This is a genomic window from Halorhabdus amylolytica, from assembly GCF_004944975.1.
GTDB classification, from domain to species: Archaea; Halobacteriota; Halobacteria; order Halobacteriales; family Haloarculaceae; genus Halorhabdus; species Halorhabdus amylolytica.
The window spans coordinates 260,951-283,233 of the sequence record NZ_SPQG01000004.1 but is presented as its reverse complement, the minus strand read 5'-3'; the positions used below and the strand labels follow the sequence as shown (position 1 = coordinate 283,233).

Sequence of the window (22,283 nt, the reverse complement as noted above, 5' to 3'; positions counted from 1 at the left end):
CGTCGCCGAGGAGTTGACGGCGTACGGCCCACACACGGTATTTCTCACGCAGGGTGGCGATGGCACTTACGCGTTGGCGACCGACGACGCACCGTGGGGACCTGCGGAGGCTGATCGATCCGTCTTCGACGTCGATGTCGTCGAAACCACGGGTGCCGGTGACGCGTTCACTGCCGGCGCGATCACCGGACTCCTCGAGGGGCACTCACTCACCGATGCCGTCCGATTCGGCAACGCTGTCGGTGCGCTCGCGACGACGGACACCGGTGCGATGGACCCTCTGCCGACGCGCGAAGCCGTCGATGCCCTCCTCGAAGAACAGTAAGTCCGAAGGTACCGAGTCGTCGTACGTTGCTTGACTGCCGTAGGATATTATTTTTGAGGACACATTCCCGGGGACGTCCCGTCAATCCGGCTACTCGGCGACACGTGCCACTGACGTAGCACGGCCGAGTCACCATTCGGCGATACTGCCGTCCTGATGATGCCAGACGGGCGTCTGCCAGTTCACGTGCGACTGTGTCTGCTCACGGACGTACTCCTCGTCGACCGTCACTCCGAGTCCGTCACCCGTCGGTCGTTGTACGTATCCTCGGTCGAATCCGAACGTATCAGGTTCCTCGAGCAATGCGAGACGGGAGCTGGAGTCCGGCTCGTGAATTCCGATATCCTGTTCGTGCATGACGACGTTCTGTGAGGAAAACCCGACCTGCAGACTGGCCGCGAACGCGACGGGGCCTAACGGACAGTGCGGGATCACGGCGACGTCGAACGTCTCGGCCAGGGATGCCAATTTCTGCATCTCGGATATCCCGCCGACGTGAGTCACGTCCGGCTGGATGACCGAGACGGCATCCTCGACGAACAGCCCCTTGAAATCGTGACGGGAGTACAATCGTTCGCCCGTCGAGAGCGGAACGGTCGTCTGATCGCTGAGTCTACTGAACCCGTCATGATGTTCCGGGAGCAATGGCTGGTCGACGAACATCGGATCGAAGGGTTCGAGTCGTCTGAGCAATTCAGCAGCCATCGGCTTCGAAACCCGGCCATGAAAATCCACGCCGACGAACGCGTCCGTCCCGACCGTCTCCCTGATCGTCGCTATCTGTTCGACGCACCGATCGATCACAGCACCCGTCTCGACCGGTCTGACCTTCTGCGGGAGGTTGAGTTTGAAGGCCTGATACCCGTTTTCGACCGCTTTTTCGGCGGCTTGTACGGTTTCCTCTGTCCTGTCGCTGCCAAGCCACTGATACACCATGAGTCGATTTCGGGTGTGTCCCCCGAGTAGTTCGTGGACGGGAGCACCCAGGTGCTTTCCCTTGATGTCCCACAGCGCGTGGTCGATCCCGGCGAGCGCGCTCATGAGGATCGGCCCGCCCCGGAAGTAACCGCTCCGGTAGAGTTTCTGCCAATGGTACTCAGTCCGACACGGATCCCTGCCGAGCAGATATCCTTCGACCAGTTCCGTGACGGCCGCGTGAACTGTTTCCAGCCGACCCTGCACGATCGGCTCGCCCCAGCCGACAACCCCCTCGTCCGTCTCCAGTTTGAGGAGAAGCCACCGGGGCGGCACCGCGAACAGTTCAAAGTCCGTGATTTCCATGCGGGAGGATTACGCGAGCAGCCACTTGAAACGACTGGCCCATCCCTGTCGCCGCCGAGATCCCTCGCGTTTCGGTGTGCCTGATAGTATTTCGGGAGTTCGACAAAATGTGATTCGACGGCCGGCTGCTCTTGATCCGTTCGAAATAGGACGGCAAGTTTCGGTTGGTATTACTCGAAGGATATCATTCCCTTCACGACATCCTCGCCTCCGTGGACCCGTTCGAAGGCTTTGGCGACGTTCTCCATCGGTTCTTCGAAGTCGATGATCCACTCGACGTCTACCTCGCCGTCGGCGAGAAGGTTGACGGCGGCGTCGTACGTGTTCGCGTAGCGGAACGATCCGTGGATGTGGAGTTCGTTGTCGATAATCTCAAGGATGTCAAGCGGGACCGTCGCCTCGTCGGCGAGACCGATCAGGACGATCTCTCCACCCCGCCGGACGATTTCAAGCGTGTTCTCGATGGAGGACTTCGCACCGGATGCTTCCAGAACGACATCGGCACCTCGTCCATCTGTGTATTCCTCGACAGCCTCGACGAGGTTCCGCTCGGCAACGTTTACTGTTTCGTCGGCACCATGCTCGGCAGCACGTTCCAGTTTGCTTTCGACGACATCCGTGAGTATCACGTCGCTTGCGCCCGCGGCTTTTGCCGCCTCCATCGCGAGAAGACCGATCGGCCCGGCGCCGGTGATAGCGACGGTATCGCCGTACCCGATATCCCCGAGTCGACTTGCGTGAAGGCCGACGCTGAGTGGCTCACAGAGTGCCCCTTCTCGGGTGGAAACTTCCTCCGGTAGCACGTACGCGAAGTCGGCTGGCCAGGCGACGTACTCCGAGAAAGTCCCGTCGTCCGGGGGCGTTGCCATGAACGTCACCTGGGGACAGAGGTGATATTCGCCGCGCTTGCAATACTCACATCGACGACAGGGGACGCCCGGTTCGAGCGCGACTCGATCGCCGGGTTCGACGGTATCGACATCATCCCCAACTTCGACGACTTCTCCGGCGCTCTCGTGACCGAGGATCAGGGGATTCTCCACGACGTAATCTCCGATACGACCGTGGCTCCAGTAGTGAATATCCGAACCACAGATTCCGACATCCCTTGTCGCGACGAGCACTTCGTCGCTCGCTGGCGAGGGTCTATCACGTTCTTCGATCTCGAACTCTAGTGACTCTGTTAGTACTGCACTCTGCATCGTCTGAAATCGTGCTCTATTCAGTGAAAAAAGTTGTGTTTCATTCCCGGGAAATGGGATTGATGATCGCAGTTCCACAGGCACGGTGTTGTGTGAGTGTACCGGTTGGCGGACCCGGGATATCGGGTCCCGAAATCGAATCGACGGTCCCGGCCTGGTTCGGCCGTCAGTCGTCAGGACGCGGCCGTAGTCGGACGCAGGGTACGTAACGGAGTTGGACCGTATCGCAAAGGGACGGGACGAAGATCGAACGCCGTTCGCCCGGCGATCACGCCGAGAGGTTCTTTTCCATCCGGTCTCGGAGTGCCTCCTCAGCGTCTTCGTTGAGTCGGCGCTGGTGGATCGTCTCGCCCGAGTCGATGTCGAACAGGTGAACGCTCTCCGGCGGGAACTCGACGTACATGTGATCGCCGACAGTCGTCGCGCGTTGGCCCTCCGTCTCGACGACGAACGTCTTCTCGCTCTCTTGTTTTTCGGGACGGAGATAGACGTAGGAGATGCTCCCCATGGGTTCGACAACGTCAACCACCGCTTCGAACCCGTGTGCGCTGTTGGGTTCTTCGTGCAGTTCGATGTCCTCGGGACGGATCCCGAGCGTGACTTCGTTTCGATCTCCGAGTGACGACTGAATGCGTTCAGTCAGATCGAAGTCGATACCGTCGGTGCGGAACGTGCCGCCCTCGACGTGGCCGGTGAAGAAGTTCATCGAGGGAGAACCCAGGAATCCGGCAACGAACTGATTAGCCGGCCGGTAGAAACACTCCAGTGGTGTGCCGACCTGCTGGAGTTGCCCTTGATTCAACACGACCAACCGATCGCCCATCGTCATTGCCTCCGTCTGATCGTGGGTGACGTACAGCGTCGTCACGTCGAGATCGTTCTGGAGGCGATTGATCTCCGTCCGCATCTCCGTCCGGAGCTTGGCGTCGAGGTTGCTGAGCGGTTCGTCGAGCAAGAAGACGTTCGGATTACGGACGATCGCCCGCCCGAGCGCGACCCGCTGTTGTTGACCTCCCGACATATCTCCAGGACTGTTGTCCAGTAGCTCTTCGATCCCCATCATCTGGGCTGCCTCCGTGACTCGCTGTTCAATCTCGTCGTCAGTAAGGTCCGTCGACATCTTGAGGCCGAAGGACATGTTTTGTTCGGCCGTCATGTTGGGGTAGAGCGCGTAGTTCTGGAAGACCATTGCGATATTTCGATCCGACGGACTGAGTTCGTTGACAATCGTATTCCCGATGACGACGTCACCGTCGGTCTGGTCTTCGAGGCCGGCGACGGTTCGCATCAGGGTTGACTTCCCGCTTCCCGAGGGGCCGACGAACACGACGAACTCGCCGTCGTGTATCTCCAGACTTACGTCGTCTACCGCGACGATACTGTTCTCTCCGTCTCCGAACTCCTTGGTGATGTTGTCGAGTTTGATCCGCGCCATTATTGTCCCTCTACGGCAGTGCGTTGATACTCTGTCTTATCGATCTGTTCTCCGTCCGATACCGCTTGCATGCAATCTGTCTCATTCATTCTTTAATCACCACGCCGAAGCTGAGTCCAGCGGCGAGATACTTGTTGACGGCGATGAGGAAAACCAGCACCGGCACGATGACTGCTGTCGAGGCGGCAGCCAGCATCCCCCACTCGATCTGCTTGACGCCGATGAATTGATACACCTGCATTGACACCGTGGTCGCGGTCTGGTTCGTCAGCACGAGCCCGAACAGCAACTCGATCCAGGCGAAGATGAAGCTGATGATGGCGACGGAGAAGATTCCGGGCTTGGCCGACGGGAGAATGACCCGCAGGAACGACTGGAACCGGCTAGCCCCGTCGACCCGAGCGGCCTCCTCGAGCGTCTCGGGAATGCCATCGAAGAAGGCCTTCATGACCCACACGACCAGCGATATGTTGATCGTGATATACATGAACATCATCGCAATCCGCGTGTCGAACAGGTTGAGCTTGCGGAAGATGACGAAAAACGGGATGACGACGGCGATCGGCGGCAACATCCGCGAGGAGAGAATCCATACGAGGACGTCGCGCTGTCTGGGGATGTCGTACCGCGAGAGCACGTATGCCGCCGGCACGCCGATGAGAAGTACCACGATCACCGACACTGACACCATGAACACGGTGTTAAAGAACGCGTAGACGAACTCGCCGTTCTGGGCAAGTTCGGCGTAGTTCGAGAAAATTGGGACGAAGAGCCACTTCGGTGGCAGGGCGATGGCTTCTCGCGCCGGCTTTAATGACATCGAGACGAGCCAATAGAGCGGAAACAGCACGACGACAGCCCAGACTAGTAACACGGCGTGTCGACCGATTGCGGTGAGTCGGTTCCGGGTATCCTTCGAGAAGCGCCGTTCGGGGTGTTTGAGCGTCTCCTCTGAATCTGCTGTCGCCATTATTCCCACACCCCCTCGAAGCCGACTTTTGCGATCAGAACGTTCGCGATAGCGATGATGAGGACCAGATAGACGACGGCGATGGCCGCTGCAGCCCCGAGATCAACGAACCGGAAGCCCTGTTCGTAGATGTTGAGGCTCACGAGCTGGGTACTTGTCCCTGGCCCACCACGAGTGAGGCTGAAGACGAGCCCGAAGTGTCGGAACAGGTCGATCATCCGGATGAGGATGGCCACGAACAACACTGGTTTCATGTACGGAAGAATGACATGCACGTATCGCCGCCACAGCGGTGCGCCGTCAACCCGCGCCGCGTCCAGGAGCGTCTGGGGAACCGACGAGAGCCCGGCGTAGAAGATGATGAACATGAACGGCGTCCAGTGCCAGACATCGACCAATGTAACAGTCAGCAACGGAATGTCACTGAGAAAGACAGGCGCGGCAAATGGGGTGAGCTGCTCGATCAAGTATGGAATGATCCCGACCTCGGAGTTGAGCATGATCCGGGATATCGTCGCCAGCGTGACCGGCGCGACGGCCATCGGCAGAATGAACACGACACGATAGAACGTCTCCGTCCGATCGGATTCAACGCCGTGCAGTAATGCAGCAATGACAAACCCGAATACGGCCTCCAACGCCAGTGCACCGCCGACGAATGTGATCGTAATCACGAACGAATCGAGTGCGCCCGCTTCCGTGAATGCAGTCACGTAGTTCGTCAGGCCAGTGAACTCCCCGATAGTGTCGGGGCTGGTCATCTTGTACTTGACGAGACTCAAATACAGGTCGTACGCCCCCGGGAAGATGGTGATGACCAACATCACCAGCACCATCGGTGTCATCAACCAGTAGGGGAGATACTGGTTCCACAACTCTCGTAATCGGCTTGATACAGACGCGTGTGATGATTCTTTTGTGGTTGCGTTCATCATTTCTTTGAAATAGTGACGGAGAGACTCCTTCAGAAGGCGTTTTCAGCTGCTGAGGCTGCTGCTTTCATCGCCTCCGTCGGCGTCTTTTCTCCATTGATCGCCCGTTGCAGTTCCTCGGAGTACTTCTGTCCCCACTCGGGGTAGTTTTCGTCGAAGGAGATGGGGTTGGCAGCCTCTTGAGATTCGATCGTGACGTCGGCGTACGTCTCGCCGACACGCGACCGGAACTCGTCGTTCTCCCAGACGCCACGCCGGACCGAGAATCCGGCGCCCTGATCGATATGCATCCAGTTGTTTGTCGGTTTCGAGGTCGCCCAGATCATGAACAGGAACGCCCCGGCGGAATTATCGGCGAACTGCGAGGTGTTCATCTGCCAAGTCGACTGATTGGGACCGAACGATCCGCTTTCGGGATACGGCACCGGTGCGACGCCGATACGGTCGGCGACATCCGAGGCTTCCGGATCGGTCAGACCGGGCCAAAACAGGTTCGCGTCAGAAACGATGTGTCCGGCCGTTCCCGACTGCATCGCCGAGAGGACGTCGCTCCAGGTGAACGAACCGGGACCCTCCGGGCCGTAGTCTTGTAACAGATTGACATAGAAGTCGGCCGCCCCGATCGCTTTCTCGGAGTCGAGACCGGAGTCGTCCGGGAAGCTATCCCAGATGTTCGCGCCGAACTCCTGGACGAACGTGTTGAGGATGTAGGGGGCCATCCCGTAACCCTTCTGTCCACGACCGAGTGTCCCGATGACGTCTGACTCGTTCTCGTGGATCGTCCTCGCGTTCTCGATGAACTCCTCTGTCGTCTCGGCGACCTCCAGACCGTGCTTCTCGTAGAGGTCGGTCCGGTAGAACTGGACCTGAACTTCGGTGTTCAGCGGGAGTCCGCTCCACTTATCCCACTTTCCGTCGGCGTGACACCGCCACTTGACGACGTCGAAGAGGTCGTCTCGATCGTACCATTTCTCGTCGAAGAGGCTATCATCTTGGAAGAACTCGTCCAGGGGCTGGAGCCATCCGGATTTGCGGTACTGGTTGACCGTCCGAACGTTCCAGAAGGCGTCGTACTCGCCAGCCCCGGTCGTGAGGTCAGTGAGTCGTTTGGTCCGGAACTGTTGTTCCGGGAATGTATTCGTGATGACCGTCATGCCGGTCAATTCCTCGAAAACCGGGATCGCCGGCTCGATCGTGTCCATCCACGGGTGCTGGGGTGCGAGGATGTTGATCTCCGAGCCCTCGAACTGTCGCCAGTCGATGTCGGCTCCCTCGTACTCGCTGAGCGGGATCGCGAGATCCCCGCCCCCCTCTCCGGCATCTTCCGTGCCGTCTTCGCTTCCACTGCCGGTGTCTTGCGTATTGTCTTCGCTCCCACTGCCGGTGTCTTGCGTGGTGTCTCCGTCTCCACCACCGAGACAACCGGCGAGGCCAGTCACGAGACCGAGTCCTGTCGCACTGATAAATCTCCGCCTGCTCGATTCTCTTGCCATGTGGTTTCACCCATCTGCATCAATGCAATCATTGTGCATAAAGATTGCTGTTAATCGTTATCGGTATATGGAGATAGACAAAATAATTAAATACTTTATTTCCTCCGTAGCAGTCTCGATCCACAAACAATCAAACAACTTACCATTCACCCGGAGAAATGACAGCTAATTCGTCTACAGGTCTCTCGGACGAGATGGGTGATCGGTTCGAGGGATTCCCCGAAACAACGGTCGCGTCGGAGCTTCGACTTTGTTTTCCGGATGAATACACTCGTTATATTTAAGTGTTTGGAACTTCTTACGCAACGTGGATCAATGAAGACAGCAGTACGAACGCAGCGTCAAGTGTGCCTCGGATCGATAGTAGCCGGCCGCTTTCAGCGAGGTGAGTGGTAATGCGGGCAAGTGCCCTGACGGATATCGGATCGATCGAGGTCGTCGAACGGGACCGTCCGGAGCCGGCAGACGACGAGGTGCTCGTCGAAGTCGGCGCGTGTGGCGTCTGCACGACGGACTTTCACATGTATCACGGCTCGTTCCGGGTAGAGACACCGCTGGTCTTGGGTCATGAGAGCGCCGGAACCATCGTCGAATCCCGGGCAAACGGGTTCGAACCGGGCGATCGCGTCGCGATCAACCCGACGATCCCCTGCAATCGATGTTCGTACTGCAAGCGGGGCGAGACCCATCTCTGTGAAAACAACACCGTAATCGGCGGCGCAGGCGAGACCATTCTGGACGGGGCCTTCGCGGAGTACGTACGGGTCCCCGCGACGAATGTGGAACTTATTGGCGACTTGCCGATCCGGAACGCAGCGTTCGCCGAGCCGCTCGCCTGTGCCGTCCATGGAGTCGGCCGTGCAGGAATCGAACAGGGAGAGCCGGTGGCGCTGATCGGCGCCGGCCCGGTCGGGTTGCTGCTGGTCCAGGTCGCTCGCAACCGGGGTGCCGGACCGGTCATCGTCTCCGAACCGGACGACCGTCGCCGGGAACTGGCCGAAAAACTCGGCGCGGACAAGACTATCGATCCGACTGCGGTGGAAGATACGGTCGAAGCGATCACCCGTGTCGCTGGTAAGGTGGCGGTCGGTATCGAGGCGGTCGGTGCGGTCGAGACGATTCAGCAGGCCTTCGACGTCACCAGAGACGGCGGGACGACGCTGATATTCGGCGTCCCCGATCAGGAGGCGACGATGGAACTGAGTCCGTTCGACGTCTACTTCACGGAAGTCGACCTCCACGGAACGTATTCACTCACTCAGGAGGACTTCGAACGTGCCGTCTCGCTCCTTCGCCAGGAACGTATCGAGGTTGCATCCCTGATCTCGGCAGAACTCGGATTGGACGAGATTCCCGACGCATTCGAGAGCATGGAGCGAAACGAGGGGCTGAAGAACCTCGTTGTCCCCTGACGGCCCTACCGATATTTGTTGTTTTTGCGATCGTCGATACCGACCATGGGTACTGATGACTGGTATTGTCGTCTATCGCTCCCGGCGTTCTGCAGAGAAAAACGTGCACGATTGGCAGTGTCAGCCCGCATCTGATATATATAATGATTTATAGTAGGGCATATGTCGTATAGGGCCGAGATTTTCCGCCGTCGTTGTTCTGCACGAATGAACAGGTTTATATCCAACAGTATCAATAATAGTGAATAGAATGGGGACAGAATCATCGTACACGGTGGACTCGACCGAGACGTCGCTAACTATTCTGGAGACGCTGATCGAATCCAACGACCCTGTGGGGGTCACCGCTATCGCTGAGAGCGTCGAGGTATCGAAAAGCGTCGTTCACAATCATCTTTCGACGTTGTGCAACCAGGGATACGTAGTGCATCGCGACGACCAGTACGAACCGGCCTTGGAGACTCTCACCCTCGGAAGCCGCACACGCGCTCGATTGCCGGTCTATCGTAACGGCCGAAAGCAGATCGATACTCTCGCGGCTGCTACCGACAGGGCCGCGACTCTGTTCGTTCTCGAGGAAACGAATATCGTTCCGGTGTACATCGCTGAACCGACCGACGGTTGGTCGCCCGAGTTCTTCGAAGGAGAACCGTTGCCCCTCTATACGAATGCGCCGGGAAAGGCAATCATGGCGTCGCTCCCTCCGGAGGAAGTCACGGCGCTGCTCGATAATATCTCGTTGACAGAGATCACCGAAGCGACCATTACCGACAGGGAGGAACTCGACCTCTACATCGAAAACATCCGTGACGAAGAGATCGTGTTCAGCAAAGGAGAACACTACAACGGGATCGTCGGCGTCGCTGCAGCGATCGCCCCCTCGGAACGTAATCGGGCCGCGGCCATCGCAGTTCACGGACGCTCCGACCGACTCAATGGGCGGCATCTCTCCGAAGACATCGCAGGGCAGGTCCTCAGTATCGCGAACTCCATCAGAGCTGACCTCACGTAGTTTCACGCGTACGTATGTGGTATTAGATAATAGCGATCGTCGTCGCTATGTGTGGTAGATTTCGATTGCACTCTAAATATAACAGGAGTACATCTGTTATACAACTGCATAAGTATCAATGAAATTAACTGGTCAAAACGATTGGTGTGAGGTGGTGGGAACAAAGACTGTCGTCCTGATCGTATCAACAAAACTGGATCGCCTGTAGTCCCGGGCGAAACGCGACTTCAACGATCCAATGTATGATCTTCCCGCCATCCTCATAACGATTGTACTTCTGTTAGTCAAGTCCCATTCTACTGTTCTGCTGTTTCTGGTCCGTCCGAACAGCGTTCCCCCCGCGCTAGAAGTCCAAAATATCCGATTCGATCTGTCGTGCGGTCTGTTGTACCTGGCCTTGCACATCCTGTTGTAATCGTTTGCCAGTGAGACGTTCCTGTGAGTCGTGAACGCTGATTGCTATCCCGTTCTCCTCGTTTCTCTCGTGAATCGCGCTGGACACGCCGACGATGTCTTCAACGTATTCTCCTTTCTCCAGCGCGAGATTGCGCTGTCGAATAGCATGTAGCTTTTTTTCCATCCCTTCGTATGACGTGATTGTCTTCTCTGTATATTCCGTAAAACTGACTCGATCTAGGAGATCATCCTGGTCGGTAGTTGCTAACAACGCTTTCCCGGGTGCCGTACAGTGAAGCGGCAGCGATAGCCCACGTCTCAAATACGTGTTCTGTGAATCCTTCGACTGATGGACGGAGGCACAGAACACAGTCTGGTCCATCAAGACAGAAGCGCTCGCGGTGGACCCAGTCAGTTCTGCCAGTTTCGCTATTTTCGATTCCACTTCTTGAAACTCGTCCGACAGTTCGAGCGCCTTCCCCCCGATATATAGATACTTTAATGAGAGTTGATATGTCCCATCGTCGCTGTGTCGGAGGTAATTGAGGTTCTCCAGGGTCCGTAAGTGATCGTGTACTGTACTTTTCGCGCGATCGAGCTCGTGTGATAGTTCGGTCACTCCTGTGGCTCCCCCCTCCGAGAGGAGTTCGATGATCCGGAACGCTGTTCCGACTGATTTCACCGGCACTTCAGTGTCGTTTGGTTCAGTCATTACGCCATGGTTGGACCGTGCTCAACATATGTGTTCCGGATTACCGAACGTCACTCTAAACCTCGTCAAAAATTTATAATGATTATACGCAATATTTGGATAGAGCCTCAATGATCGTTGTCCGTAATCACAGTGTTCTCGGACGTATATCCGGGCTACCGGCTGATATCGCACGTTTCAACGTTCGTTCGGTATTGGCGAACATCCTGTCGAACGGCATGTTATCCTCCTGTCGTTCTGTCCTTCTCGAATGGTACGCCTGTCCTCGTCCGTGACCGTTCGTTCCAACCGGGACATATCCAGCAACGGATCCCACTTTTCCAGATAATCGTTTATTGTTGAATACGTGGGAGAGAACCTTTCTCACTCCCGGTTCCGTACTGATCGAACTCAGCTCTGTCTTCTTGTATTGATCTCCGGGGAGTTCATCAGTACCCTCGACCGGATTTCAGAACCGTCGGTCGGATCGCGGGATGGTCCCAATACGTTCGGTAATACCGAACGCATGAGGGCGTCAGGATGCCCCAGGTATGAGTCGCCCTGTCGGGGATCGTTCCTCGCACGTAGCCGAGCTCGACCGTTCGCCTGTCGATAGATCTGGTTCGTTCGTCGTGCTCGCGTCCGGTGGAGCCGTCACCTGATTCCGCGGGTGCTGTCCTCCCACAGATACCGTTTCGACTTGGGTTATTTTCACTCTCTATCACAGTCGGAAGTGACGGAGAATGCGGTGTAACAACGGTTCGTGACCGCAAGATTGATCCGGGAGGTGAGAGAACACCGATCTATGCCTTCATCTGGCCAGACGGATAGTCAGACACGTCCTGTGGAACTTCGTGTCGAGTTCGAGGCTACCCCTGAGAACGTAGATCCGACTGCAGCGCCGCGTTTCTCCTGGACCGCCGAAACGGACCGTCGCGGTGCGCATCAAACAGCGTATCGGCTCGTCGTTGGCAGGGAGTCCGAGCCTGTCGCCGCTGGCGAGGGCGACCTCTGGGACACGGGGCGGGTCGATACTTCCCGGGCGACAGGTGTTCGGTACGACGGACCTCGACTCGGTTCCGACGAAACGTATTACTGGTCGGTGAAGCTCTGGACAGACGACGGGGAAACAGCGTGGGCGAAACCGGCGGCGTTCTCGACGGCGCTGGCTCCGGAGGACTGGCACGGCGAGTGGATCTCTCACCAACCGGGCGTCGGAGATTCGAACGGCTGGCGCAGCCAGTGGCTGGATCCGGACGAGTCCACCACGGAATGGGTCCAGGTCGATCTCGGCGACCGTTACGATCTCTCCAGCGTAACGTTACACCCTACCGAACCGATCGATCTCGTCACGACGCCGGACGACGTTACGGTTGCCATCTCCTGGACGGCTGATCCGCTCGACGGGTTCGGCTTCCCGGACGCCTATCGCATCGAGGTCGCGGACGAACCGAACTTCGAGGATCCGACGCTCGTCGTCGAACACGAACCCGACGTCCAGCGTGGGTTCGAAGGTGACGGACAACCGGATGATAGCGTTCCGACACAGACCCACGAGAGTCTCGACGTTCGAGGTCGCTATATTCGGATCACCGCGACCGAACTACACGAATTTACTCCGGTTATCGAGTCCCCGTTCCACGAGGATCGCGATGTCGACCGACGGGTCGAACGCGTTTCTGCCTGGGAGTGTTTCGCGCTCGGCGGCCTGACGGTCGAGGATGGGTCCGGGACCGATATCGCAGAGGGATGCGACGTCGAGGCGTCTTCGTCGGTCGAGACGCGTACCTGGGGCCGGGATCATCTCGTGAACGGACACGACGGGTCGCGGATGGCATCGTCGTCCCCCCAACTCCGGACCGAGTTCGACCTCGACCGATCGGTGGCATCGGCACGGATCCACGTCGCCGCACTCGGCTACGGCGAACTGTTCGTTAATGGGGAACGAATTGGCGATCGTCGACTTGACCCGGCGTGGACGGATTACGAACAGCGCGTTCTCTATTCGAGTTTCGACCTCACCGACGAGCTGTCCGAAGGGAAGAACGCACTGGGACTGTGGCTCGGCCGGGGTCGGTTTTCGAAGAGCAGTGCGTACTGGAGCAGTGATGGGTCTCCGCGTGCGCGCGCAACGCTGACGATCGAGTTCGAAGACGGTTCGACCCGAACCCTCTCGACGCACGGCGGCTGGCAGGCTTCGTCCAGTCCGATCGTTTCGAACGATCTCTACGAGGGTGAAACGTACGATGCGCGTCGGGAGGTCGACAGCTGGAGCCGCCCGGGGCTGGACGCTGACTGGGATACCGCGACAGTCGTCGACGGCCCGGACGGGACGCTTCGCCCGGAACGGATCGAGCCGATGCGTGTCGTTGAAACGCTGGACGTCGAGACGGTGATCGAACACCCGGACGGGCCGATACTCGACTTCGGACAGAACATCACGGGATGGTTGTCGATCGACATCGAGGGGTCCGCTGAGGGTGAGGAGATCACGCTCCGGCACGCCGAGACCCTCACCGAGGACGGGGATCTGTCGCTCATCGACCTCCGCAAAGCCGACGCCACTGACACCTACATATCCAGGGGTGACGGGATCGAGACGTACGAACCACGGTTCACCTACCACGGCTTCCGGTACGCCCAGATCAGTGGCTACCCGGGAGAGTTCGATCCGGAGAACGTCACGGCGAAGGTCGTCCACACCGCGATGGACCGGCGTGGCGAGTTTACCTGTTCGAACGACGATCTCAATCAGGTCCAGCACAACGCCGTCTGGGGACTCCGCGGGAACGCCCATTCGATCCCCGAGGACTGTCCACAGCGGGACGAACGCTTCGGGTGGACGGGCGACGCCCAGATAGCGACGCGGTCCCTCCTGTTCAACTTCGATGGCGCCCGTTTCCACGAGAAGTGGGCCCGCGACCACGAGGACGCAGCCACCGAGATGGGGTACGTCCCGGACGTCATCCCCAACAAGTCAAACGAGGATGTGGGCGATCCGACGTGGACGGTCACGCGCGTCATGCTCCCCTGGTACCTGTACCTCCACGACGGGGACCAAGCAGTACTCCGCGAACACTACGAAGGGATGCGTGAGTACGTCGAGTATTGGTCTTCGAGTACCGAGGACGGCCTCGTTCCGGACCAGTACGGCAAGTATGGCGACTGGCTCACCTTCGAGAACGCGGATGGTCGGCGCGGTCTCCCACACGACCTCTTCAACACCGCGTTCGTCTACCAAATAGTCGATACGTTCGCGAAGGTAGCCGACACGCTCGGCAACGAAACCGATCGGGAAAACTACCGCGAACGCGCGATAGAGATCGCCGACGCGTTCAACGAGGAGTTCTTCGACCCCGAAGCGGGCGTCTACGGGCCGGGGACTCAGTCGTCGTACTCGGTCCCGCTGTTCCTCGGTCTCGTCCCCGAGGCGAACGTCGATCTCGTGGCCGAGAACCTCGCAGAAAAGGTCCGTTCGGACGGCGGGAAACTCCAGAGTGGCTTCCTGGGGACGCGGCCGTTGATCCATACGCTCGCCGAGCACGGCTACGCCGACCTTGCCTACCAGGTCGTCAGCCAACCCGAGCAACCGGGCTGGGTGTACATGGTGCGCCAGGGGGCGACGACGATGTGGGAGCGCTGGAACTCCGACGAGGAAGTCGGTTCAGGGATGAACTCATTGAATCACTCGCCGTTTACTCACGTTTCGGAGTTCTTCTACGAGGTTCTGGCCGGGATCAAGCTCGAAGACGATCCCGTGACAGAATCGGTTACGATCGCACCGTCGCTCGTCGAGGACCTCGAGTGGGTCTCGGCCAGCGTCGAGACACCGACCGGAACGCTCGCCGTCGACTGGGAGCGCGAGGATGACAGCTACCAGCTGACGGCGACGGTTCCGTGGAACGTGAACGCGACGATCCGGCTGCCCGATGGGGCGGACGCGTCTGTGATCGAATCGGCGAAGTCATTGTCGGATGGCGCGCCGGACGGCGTCCGATCAGTGGAACGGGACGGGGACGATCTTGTCCTCTCGGTCGGAGCCGGGGAATACGAGTTCTCGGTCGCATGAGTCGGTGACTGTCTTTGTACGCCACGTCGCTGGGAACGGTTTCGAAGTTCTGGTCCGGCTACGGCATGAAAGACGGCACGGAGAGCGGCGAAGAGACGAAACACACCATCCAAACGGTTCGGCCAGCCATCTGATCGGCGACATAACGGGTTTCAGGGACCCGACATTCGGCCGCCAGCCCCGCGTTCACGCCCAGTCGTCCTCAAGAAGGCTCCTGAGATCCTTCCGTCTGGAATCCCAGTACGTCTCGTCCTGTGGCGTAAATTCGGACCCGTCGATGCTCGACTCGACGACCTCCCGGCCGGCTTCGATCGAGACGATCCGTCCGGTCGCCTCGGCCTGCGAGAGGACGTTGCCGACGGCGGTCGATTCGACGGGACCGGTCCGGACTGGCCGTCCCAGCGCCGAGGCGAGCATTTGACAGAACAGTTCGTTCCGGACACCGCCTCCGCCCAGGTAGACGACGTCGCTGTCCGTACCGGCGATGGATTCGAGCCGTTCGATCGTCAGGGCGGTCTTCACCGCGAGGCTCTCGAAGATGCTCCGGGTGACCTCTCCCGCGCTTCCTGGCACAGACTGGTCCGTCTCTCGGCAATACGCCCCGACGTCTTCGACCATGTCGCCTTCGATCGAGAACCGGTCGTCGTCCGGATCGATCAGCGGGCCGTCGCGCTCTGGCGAGCGAGCCTCTCGGATCAACGTGTCGTAGCTGTGGTCGACGTCGCTGTCTGCCCAGATCTTGCGACACTCCTCGAAGAGAAAGAACCCGGTGACGTTCTTCAGAAACCGGACCGACCCGTCGATGCCGAGTTCGTTCGACGCGCCGAACTCGAAGGCATCGTCTGTCAGGATCGGCTCGTCGACTTCGATCCCGGAGACGAACCAGGTCCCGGTACTCAGGAACGTCCGGTCAGTCCCCGACAGCGGCAATCCCGTCACGGCGGCCCCGGTATCGTGACTCACCGGCAACAGGATCTCGGCTTCGCTGTCGACGTCCGAGAGCGCGTCCGTCCTGAGAGTCCCGATTGACGATCCGATGTCGGATATCTCGGGCAACAACTCCCTCGGCAGGTCGAGTCGGTCTAGCAGGTCTGACGCCCACTCCCCGGTTTCCGGGTCAAGCATCTGCGTGGTCGAGGCGATCGTGAGTTCGGAACTGGGGTCGGCTCCCAGTCGCTCGGCGATCACCTGGGGCATCATGACCATCGAATCCGCCTCCTCGACGATTTCCGGCTCCTCTTGCCACAGGTAATGATACTGCCAGAGCGTGTTCGTGACGTTCCAGTGGTTGATACCTGTCGCCTCGAATATTTCCCGTTTGGACACTGTTTCGAGAACGTCGTCGAGCGTCGATTCGAGCGTGGGATCCCTGTAGGCGTACGGGTCACAGAGCAGCTCACCGTCGGCGTACAGTCCGAAATCCACACCCCAGGTATCGACCCCGAGTGTGTCGATCGTCTCGCCCGCCGATTCGACGTTCTCCAGTCCCTCGACGATGGAGCGGATCAGCGAATCGACGTCCCAGACGTACCGTTCGTCCCGTTCGATCGGTCGGTTCTCGAAACGGTGGACGGTCTCCAGATCCAACGTCCCGTTCGCGATCGTTCCCCGCAGTATCTTCCCGCCGCTGGCGCCCAGATCGACTGCGACGTGATTCATGGATCACTCCGACCGGGCGTCCCGCCAGTCAGTCGGAATGTCGTTCTCCTCGCGCCACTCCTTGAGGGCGGGACGGGCGTCCGTCCGCATCGCCGAGTAGATCTCGGCCTCCGCCCCTTTGATGTCGGCGTCTTGCTGGTAGGAGTGTAGCTCCTCGAAGTCGACGAGGCCCGACCGCAGGTATGCGAGTTGCACGTTCTCGACCGACTCGATCATCGCATCCGTCGGATCTCGGACGTAGTGGGCCTGATCGATCATGTACGAGACGTCGTGCATGTCGAGCAATCCACGCGAGTCGGCCTCCCGTAGCGTCGTGAAGATGCGGAACACCTCGGCTGGATCGAGACTGCCCGTCACGAGGTCGTCGTCAGCATATTTGCTGTCGTTGAAGTGGAACCCGCCCAGTTCATCCAGCTTCGAGAGGTAGCCCACGATCTGTTCGACGTTCGCTCCCTGGAGGTGGTGGCCGGTGTCGACGAGGACGGACGCCGACTCCCCGACCGCCTCGGAGAACGACAGTGCCGATCCCCAATCGAAGATGGCAGTCGCGTAGAACGCCGGCTCGAACGGTTTGTATTCGACGAGCACTTCCTCCTCGTCCCGGAGTTCGTCCTCGATCTCGTCGAGCTGGTCGGCGACCCGATCGTACATGTCGAAAAACGACAGTTGACCGAACGAGTTCGTCCCGTCCGGCAGCCAGAGGATCAACGTGTCGCTGTCTAAGAGGCGCATCCAGTCGATGCACTCGTAGATGTGTTCCCGTACTGCGTCCCTGACGTCCGGATATGGCGAGATGAGACTGCCGTATCGGAGACGGTCGTCCAGGGTCGCGTTCTCGCGCATCGTGAAGAGGTTCGCGTTCACCGCGCCCGCCCGTAGCCCCTCGGTTTCGAGGAGGCCGCGGACGGCTTCGACGTCTTCACGCGTCGAGCCGTCCCAGGGGAAGTGCAGCGAGACGGTTTTCCCGTGGCCGGTGTACTCGTACACTTCGCGCGCAGCTTCGATCCGTTCCTCGATCGTGTCGGGCTCGGAATCGGACGTATACGTTTCGAATCGTGTGCCCGCACGACCGAGTCCCCAGCTGGGAATCTCGATCTCGAAGTCGTCAAGATCGTCGCCGAACGCACTCGTGGGTAGGTCTTGCATGGTGTTCCTCCGTAGTTTCCAGATTCCGTATCCTGTATAATATATCTTCGGGATTTGGGGTGCAATAGCAGTCTCAGGGGATTCGGGGTACACTGGCTGTCTCAGGAGATTTGGGGGTATACTGGCAATCTCGGCGTGAACGAAAGCGTCCGCGCGCAAAGAGACGAGTCGAAGCGGGATTGGACCGCATCCGACGGTGGCAGGGTCGGCCGATCACCAGCCGGGTTCGCCGTCGCCGTAGTTGTGGTAGACGGTCTTGAGTCGAGTGTACTTCAGCGCGCCGTGTTTGCCGTCTTCGCCGGAGTTGCCTGACTGGTTCCAGCCGGTGTGGAATCCCTGCAGAGCCTCGCCGAGCGTCCGGTTGACGTACACTTCGCCGAACTCGATCTCGTGTGCCCCACGCATCGCAGTACTGTAACTGTCCGTGTAGACGTACGCCGAGAGGCCGTACTCGGTCTCGTTGGAGTACTCGATCACCTCGTCGAACGACGAGACTGACACGATCGGGCTGACGGGGCCGAAGATCTCCTCGTCCATCAGCACGGAGTCCTGATCGATGTCGGTCACGACTGTCGGCTCGTACCAGTACCCCTTCGTCCGGTCCGCGGGCGGTCCCCCGCCGGTGAGGATCTTCGCGCCTTCCTCGCGGGCGCGTTCGACCGCGTCCCGGGTCTTTTCGAGTTCGGCCTCGTTGACGTGGGGCCCCATGTCGGGATCCTCGGCCGGGTCCCCGACCGAGAGGTCCTCGGCAGCGTCCGTGTACGTCCGTTCGAACTCCTCCTGTACGTCCGAGTGAACGTAGATCCGCTCGACGCTGGTACAGAGCTGGCCGGCGAAGGAGGTGTTCGCCTTGAGGATGCGCTCGACCGCCTTTTCGATATCGGCGTCCTTCCAGACGATCGCCGGGGCCTTCCCGCCGAGTTCGAGTTGCGTCTCGGTCAGGTCCTTGGCCGCTTCGCGTGCGATGGCGATCCCCGTGTCACGGTGACCCGTAAAGGAGATCAGATCGAGGACGTCCGAACTGGTGATCCCTTCGCCGACGCTGCCGTCTCCGGTCAAGAAGTTCACGACACCGTCGGGGAAGTCGACCTCCTCCTCGACAAGTTCCCACATCCGAAGCGTCGACAGCGGCGTCTCCTCGCTCGGTTTGGCGATGACCGTGTTCCCGGCTACCAGCGCGGGAGCCAGTTTCCGGAACAGGACGAACAACGGGAAGTTCCAGGGGATGATCGCGCCGACGACCCCGTAGGGCTTGCGAACGAGATGGATCGATTCGCCCTGATCATCGCTCGGAAGGATTTCCCCCTCGATCCGGCGGTCCCAATCAGCCATATAGCGGACGTATTCGGCCGTGGCGCTGACCTCGAACTCGGCGACGCTTCGCGTTTTCCCTTGCTCTTCGATCAACAGGTCCGACAACTCCTCGACGTTCTCGGCGATCACAGAGGCGGTCTCCCTGAGCAAAGCTCCCCGCTCGACGGGCGGCCGGCGTCCCCACGCTACTTGAGCCGACCTGGCCGCCGTGAGGGCCTCCTCGATTTCCCCTTCGGTCGCGTTGTTGACTGTCGTGATTTCTTCCGCTGTCGTCGGGTTCTCTACCGCGATACTGTCTCCCTCGCCCTCGTGCCACTGTCCGTCGATGAAGTGGCTGTTCTCCGGCATCATGTGAATCCAGATAGTCTCAACCCGTCCCTCATATTTAATATTTACTTTTGTAGATCATGATGAATCCGTCGACTGCCAAACGCCGTTCGATCGGGGCCGATCGTGACAGGACTGCTAGTGTCATGCCCCCGTTTCATCCCAGGGGAGAGAAGAAGGCAGATCCGTTCCGAGGCAGGGGTCGCCACTGATAGGTCCCGTCAGTCATGGAAAACGGCCCGGAAAGCTCGGATCGAAGATCCGGCTTTCAAAAAATTCATATGGTCGCATTGTGATCTCGGAGTATGTTCGAGGAGGAACGGGAGACGGTACTCCGTACGTGTACTGATTTAGTCACGAACGGTGTCGTACGAAATACCGGAAGCGCAGGGAACGTCAGCATCCGACCGGCGGGAGAGAACGATCGGATCGTGATCACGCCGTCGAAGATCAACTACGATACGATGACTCCGGAAGACATGCTGGTCATCGACGGGTCGGGTTCGGTCGTCGAGTCGCCCTCGGGATACGAACCGTCCTCCGAAACGCCGATGCACCTGAACGTCCACGATGTCGTCGAAGGCTCTCGCGCCGTTGTCCACTCCCATCCGAAGAACGCGATAGCGTTGGGGGCTCTCGAAGACAGTATCCCGACCGTCCACGTCGATCAGGCGTATTTTGTCGGCGATCACGTTCCAGTCATCGATTACGTGCCATCCGGAAGTCAGGAGATGGGCCAGGCCGTGAGCGACGCGGTCCAAGAGGCCGGGGCCGTGCTCATCCGACATCACGGACTTATCACGATCGGTGGCGACCTGCCAGAAGCACTCGAACGGACTCTCGCCATCGAGAGCAACGCGAGCATCTATCACCGGACTGCCACTCTCGGCGACGTTCCTCCGATGGACGACGCCGATATCCAGCGGTTACAGGACCCCGACGCCGAACTCTGAGCTCGTCGGCCGACAGTCTGGCGGTTTTACAAGGAGGGATTTCCGTGGAAACAGGAAGATCATTGAACTGGTTACACCGCAGTCTTGATCCTGCTTTTGGGTGTGGTAACCGTTCTACGACGCACTCGTTGATTCGGGAAGCGTTGCGGGATCTCGACGAGTGATAACCCGGGGGAGCGGACGTAGCCGTCTCTTTCCTTCCGATCGTCTTCGACAAACCGACGCCACTGCCCTAGACAAAATGACCATGATCGAATCTGCAGACGAAAAATACTTATACATGTTGTGGCAGTTGTGTACGTATGGGGACGCTCGAACTAGATAACCTCACGAAGATCTTCAGCGATCCCGACGAGGGAGAGATCGTTGCGGTCGACGAGTTCAACGCCGAAATCAAGGACGGCGAGTTCTTGATTCTCGTCGGTCCATCTGGCTGTGGGAAAACCACGACTCTCCGGTGTGTTGCTGGCCTGGAGCAGCCGACACGGGGCGATATCCTGTTGGACGGCGAATCCGTCATCGAGAAGAAGCCGAAAGCCAGGAACATGGCGATGGTGTTCCAGAATTACGCTCTCTACCCGCACATGACAGCCCGGGAGAACATGTCGTTCGGTCTGCGGATGACGACGGATCTCTCTAACGACGAGATTGACGACCGGGTGAACGAGGCGGCGGAGATCATGGGGATCGAAGACCTCCTGGAGAAGAAACCGAGCGAACTGTCCGGGGGCCAACAGCAGCGCGTCGCGCTCGGGCGAGCGATCGTCCGTGATCCAGAAGTGTTCCTCATGGACGAACCGCTCTCGAATCTCGACGCCAAGTTACGAACCCAGATGCGAACCGAACTCCAGGACCTCCAGCAGGATCTGGGCGTGACGACCGTCTACGTCACCCACGACCAGACTGAGGCGATGACGATGGGCGACCGAATCGCGGTTCTCAACGACGGGGAACTCCAACAGATTGGCTCGCCAGACGAGTGTTATAGTGAACCGGCCAACCAGTTCGTCGCCGGATTCATCGGCTCGCCGAGTATGAACTTTTTCGACGTCGAACTCCGAGACAGCGTGCTGATGAGTGAAGACTTCGACGTGACGATCTCACCGGAGATCGAACGCGAGATCGACGGCGACGGTTCGGAGTACGTCCTGGGGATCCGCCCGGAGGAGATCCTTAGCGAAGACGCGGCCGAAGGCGGCGAGGATCGGTTCACGATCGACGTCAAAGTCGTCGAGCCCCTGGGGGACGTCACGTATCTGTATGCCGACATAAACGGGAAGGAGGCGACCATCGCGGTCGATCGCTCTACCGACCTCGAACCCGGCGATCGCATCTCCGTCGCGTTTCCCGTCGACGAGATTCATCTGTTCGACTCACAGACCGGCGACGCGATCATCAACCGAGGCGCGCCAGCAGCCGATGCGTTCGTGACGGAAGACGAATCGACTACCGAGAAGACCGAAGCGTAACTCTTCGGGTAGTGTTTGGATACAACTGTCAGTAATTCGTTCGAGATAAACGGGGTTTGTATCCACGTCAACAGTACTCATGGTGACTTCTTTCCGCCGTTCCGACTGTGGTTGTCATCGGTCACGACGTTCGATCGCGCTCTGACTCGGCATTCCCTTCCTCAGCGTTTGAAATATAATGATGGTTCTGCGACTAA

At 59.0% G+C, this 22,283-nt stretch carries 16 protein-coding genes; 6 read left to right on the top strand and 10 right to left on the bottom strand.

The genetic code is table 11. The features are described from left to right. A partial coding sequence (locus E3374_RS08215; RefSeq protein WP_136688591.1) for a carbohydrate kinase family protein occupies window positions 1-325 on the top strand: 325 nt, incomplete at its 5' end. Window positions 326-454: 129 nt separating this feature from the next. On the opposite strand, the gene dgoD is transcribed toward E3374_RS08215, so the two are convergent. The 6 genes from dgoD to E3374_RS08185 all read right to left on the bottom strand — a co-directional run bounded on the left by dgoD (window position 455) and on the right by E3374_RS08185 (window position 7,638). Further along, the gene (dgoD, locus tag E3374_RS08210; protein ID WP_136688590.1) at window positions 455-1,606 is read right to left on the bottom strand and encodes a galactonate dehydratase; all 1,152 of its coding nucleotides are present in this window, start codon (window positions 1,604-1,606) and stop codon (window positions 455-457) included. A gap of 170 nt (window positions 1,607-1,776) precedes the next feature. Further along, a complete protein-coding gene (locus tag E3374_RS08205) occupies window positions 1,777-2,808 on the bottom strand; it encodes an NAD(P)-dependent alcohol dehydrogenase (protein WP_136688589.1) in 1,032 nt (343 codons plus the stop codon). A 268-nt stretch (window positions 2,809-3,076) separates the two neighbouring features. After that, on the bottom strand, window positions 3,077-4,243 hold the full coding sequence (locus E3374_RS08200; RefSeq protein WP_136688588.1) for an ABC transporter ATP-binding protein: 1,167 nt from the start codon (window positions 4,241-4,243) through the stop codon (window positions 3,077-3,079). Between the two features lie 85 nt (window positions 4,244-4,328). Then, window positions 4,329-5,213: a carbohydrate ABC transporter permease gene (locus tag E3374_RS08195; protein ID WP_136688587.1), complete on the bottom strand. Its 885-nt coding sequence runs from the start codon at window positions 5,211-5,213 to the stop codon at window positions 4,329-4,331. Next, a complete protein-coding gene (locus E3374_RS08190) occupies window positions 5,213-6,148 on the bottom strand; it encodes an ABC transporter permease subunit (RefSeq protein ID WP_136688586.1) in 936 nt (311 codons plus the stop codon). The genes E3374_RS08195 and E3374_RS08190 overlap by 1 nt, the downstream gene beginning before the upstream one ends. Before the next feature lie 29 nt (window positions 6,149-6,177). After that, window positions 6,178-7,638 carry an extracellular solute-binding protein gene (locus E3374_RS08185; protein WP_136688585.1) on the bottom strand — a complete coding sequence of 487 codons (1,461 nt, stop codon included), beginning with the start codon at window positions 7,636-7,638 and terminating at the stop codon, window positions 6,178-6,180. A 395-nt stretch (window positions 7,639-8,033) separates the two neighbouring features. On the opposite strand from E3374_RS08185, the gene E3374_RS08180 reads away from it, so the two are divergent. After that, window positions 8,034-9,050 (top strand): alcohol dehydrogenase catalytic domain-containing protein, encoded by a 1,017-nt coding sequence (locus tag E3374_RS08180; protein ID WP_136688584.1) that lies wholly within the window; start codon window positions 8,034-8,036, stop codon window positions 9,048-9,050. Between the two features lie 250 nt (window positions 9,051-9,300). Beyond that, window positions 9,301-10,062 carry an IclR family transcriptional regulator gene (locus E3374_RS08175; RefSeq protein ID WP_136688583.1) on the top strand — a complete coding sequence of 254 codons (762 nt, stop codon included), beginning with the start codon at window positions 9,301-9,303 and terminating at the stop codon, window positions 10,060-10,062. 343 nt (window positions 10,063-10,405) lie between these two features. Here the strand turns inward: E3374_RS08175 and E3374_RS08170 are convergent, their stop codons facing one another. Continuing rightward, a complete protein-coding gene (locus tag E3374_RS08170) occupies window positions 10,406-11,170 on the bottom strand; it encodes an IclR family transcriptional regulator (protein ID WP_136688582.1) in 765 nt (254 codons plus the stop codon). Between the two features lie 823 nt (window positions 11,171-11,993). Here E3374_RS08170 and E3374_RS08165 point away from each other — a divergent pair. After that, window positions 11,994-15,218, top strand: a complete 3,225-nt coding sequence (locus E3374_RS08165) for an alpha-L-rhamnosidase (RefSeq protein ID WP_248299420.1) — start codon at window positions 11,994-11,996, stop codon at window positions 15,216-15,218. 186 nt (window positions 15,219-15,404) lie between these two features. Here the strand turns inward: E3374_RS08165 and E3374_RS08160 are convergent, their stop codons facing one another. The 3 genes from E3374_RS08160 to aldA all read right to left on the bottom strand — a co-directional run bounded on the left by E3374_RS08160 (window position 15,405) and on the right by aldA (window position 19,685). After that, window positions 15,405-16,877: a rhamnulokinase gene (locus E3374_RS08160; RefSeq protein WP_136688580.1), complete on the bottom strand. Its 1,473-nt coding sequence runs from the start codon at window positions 16,875-16,877 to the stop codon at window positions 15,405-15,407. A gap of 3 nt (window positions 16,878-16,880) precedes the next feature. Continuing rightward, entirely contained in the window at window positions 16,881-18,023 is a 1,143-nt protein-coding gene (locus E3374_RS08155; protein ID WP_136688579.1) for a TIM barrel protein, read from the bottom strand. Between the two features lie 213 nt (window positions 18,024-18,236). Then, complete coding sequence (aldA, locus tag E3374_RS08150; protein ID WP_169051805.1) at window positions 18,237-19,685, bottom strand: aldehyde dehydrogenase; 1,449 nt, start codon at window positions 19,683-19,685, stop codon at window positions 18,237-18,239. 284 nt (window positions 19,686-19,969) lie between these two features. On the opposite strand from aldA, the gene E3374_RS08145 reads away from it, so the two are divergent. Both E3374_RS08145 and E3374_RS08140 read left to right on the top strand, forming a co-directional pair. Then, window positions 19,970-20,617, top strand: a complete 648-nt coding sequence (locus E3374_RS08145; protein WP_136688577.1) for a class II aldolase/adducin family protein — start codon at window positions 19,970-19,972, stop codon at window positions 20,615-20,617. Between the two features lie 302 nt (window positions 20,618-20,919). Then, a complete protein-coding gene (locus E3374_RS08140) occupies window positions 20,920-22,086 on the top strand; it encodes an ABC transporter ATP-binding protein (RefSeq protein ID WP_136688576.1) in 1,167 nt (388 codons plus the stop codon). Window positions 22,087-22,283 lie beyond the last annotated feature (197 nt).

What these genes read in the sequence shown, in the direction of transcription:
- dgoD (WP_136688590.1), bottom strand. Translation starts at nt 1,606, where the DNA reads ATGGAAATCACGGACTTTGAACTGTTCGCGGTGCCGCCCCGGTGGCTT.
- E3374_RS08205 (WP_136688589.1), bottom strand. Translation starts at nt 2,808, where the DNA reads ATGCAGAGTGCAGTACTAACAGAGTCACTAGAGTTCGAGATCGAAGAA.
- E3374_RS08200 (WP_136688588.1), bottom strand. Translation starts at nt 4,243, where the DNA reads ATGGCGCGGATCAAACTCGACAACATCACCAAGGAGTTCGGAGACGGA.
- E3374_RS08195 (WP_136688587.1), bottom strand. Translation starts at nt 5,213, where the DNA reads ATGGCGACAGCAGATTCAGAGGAGACGCTCAAACACCCCGAACGGCGC.
- E3374_RS08190 (WP_136688586.1), bottom strand. Translation starts at nt 6,148, where the DNA reads ATGATGAACGCAACCACAAAAGAATCATCACACGCGTCTGTATCAAGC.
- E3374_RS08185 (WP_136688585.1), bottom strand. Translation starts at nt 7,638, where the DNA reads ATGGCAAGAGAATCGAGCAGGCGGAGATTTATCAGTGCGACAGGACTC.
- E3374_RS08180 (WP_136688584.1), top strand. Translation starts at nt 8,034, where the DNA reads ATGCGGGCAAGTGCCCTGACGGATATCGGATCGATCGAGGTCGTCGAA.
- E3374_RS08175 (WP_136688583.1), top strand. Translation starts at nt 9,301, where the DNA reads ATGGGGACAGAATCATCGTACACGGTGGACTCGACCGAGACGTCGCTA.
- E3374_RS08170 (WP_136688582.1), bottom strand. Translation starts at nt 11,170, where the DNA reads ATGACTGAACCAAACGACACTGAAGTGCCGGTGAAATCAGTCGGAACA.
- E3374_RS08160 (WP_136688580.1), bottom strand. Translation starts at nt 16,877, where the DNA reads ATGAATCACGTCGCAGTCGATCTGGGCGCCAGCGGCGGGAAGATACTG.
- E3374_RS08155 (WP_136688579.1), bottom strand. Translation starts at nt 18,023, where the DNA reads ATGCAAGACCTACCCACGAGTGCGTTCGGCGACGATCTTGACGACTTC.
- aldA (WP_169051805.1), bottom strand. Translation starts at nt 19,685, where the DNA reads ATGCCGGAGAACAGCCACTTCATCGACGGACAGTGGCACGAGGGCGAG.
- E3374_RS08145 (WP_136688577.1), top strand. Translation starts at nt 19,970, where the DNA reads ATGTTCGAGGAGGAACGGGAGACGGTACTCCGTACGTGTACTGATTTA.
- E3374_RS08140 (WP_136688576.1), top strand. Translation starts at nt 20,920, where the DNA reads ATGGGGACGCTCGAACTAGATAACCTCACGAAGATCTTCAGCGATCCC.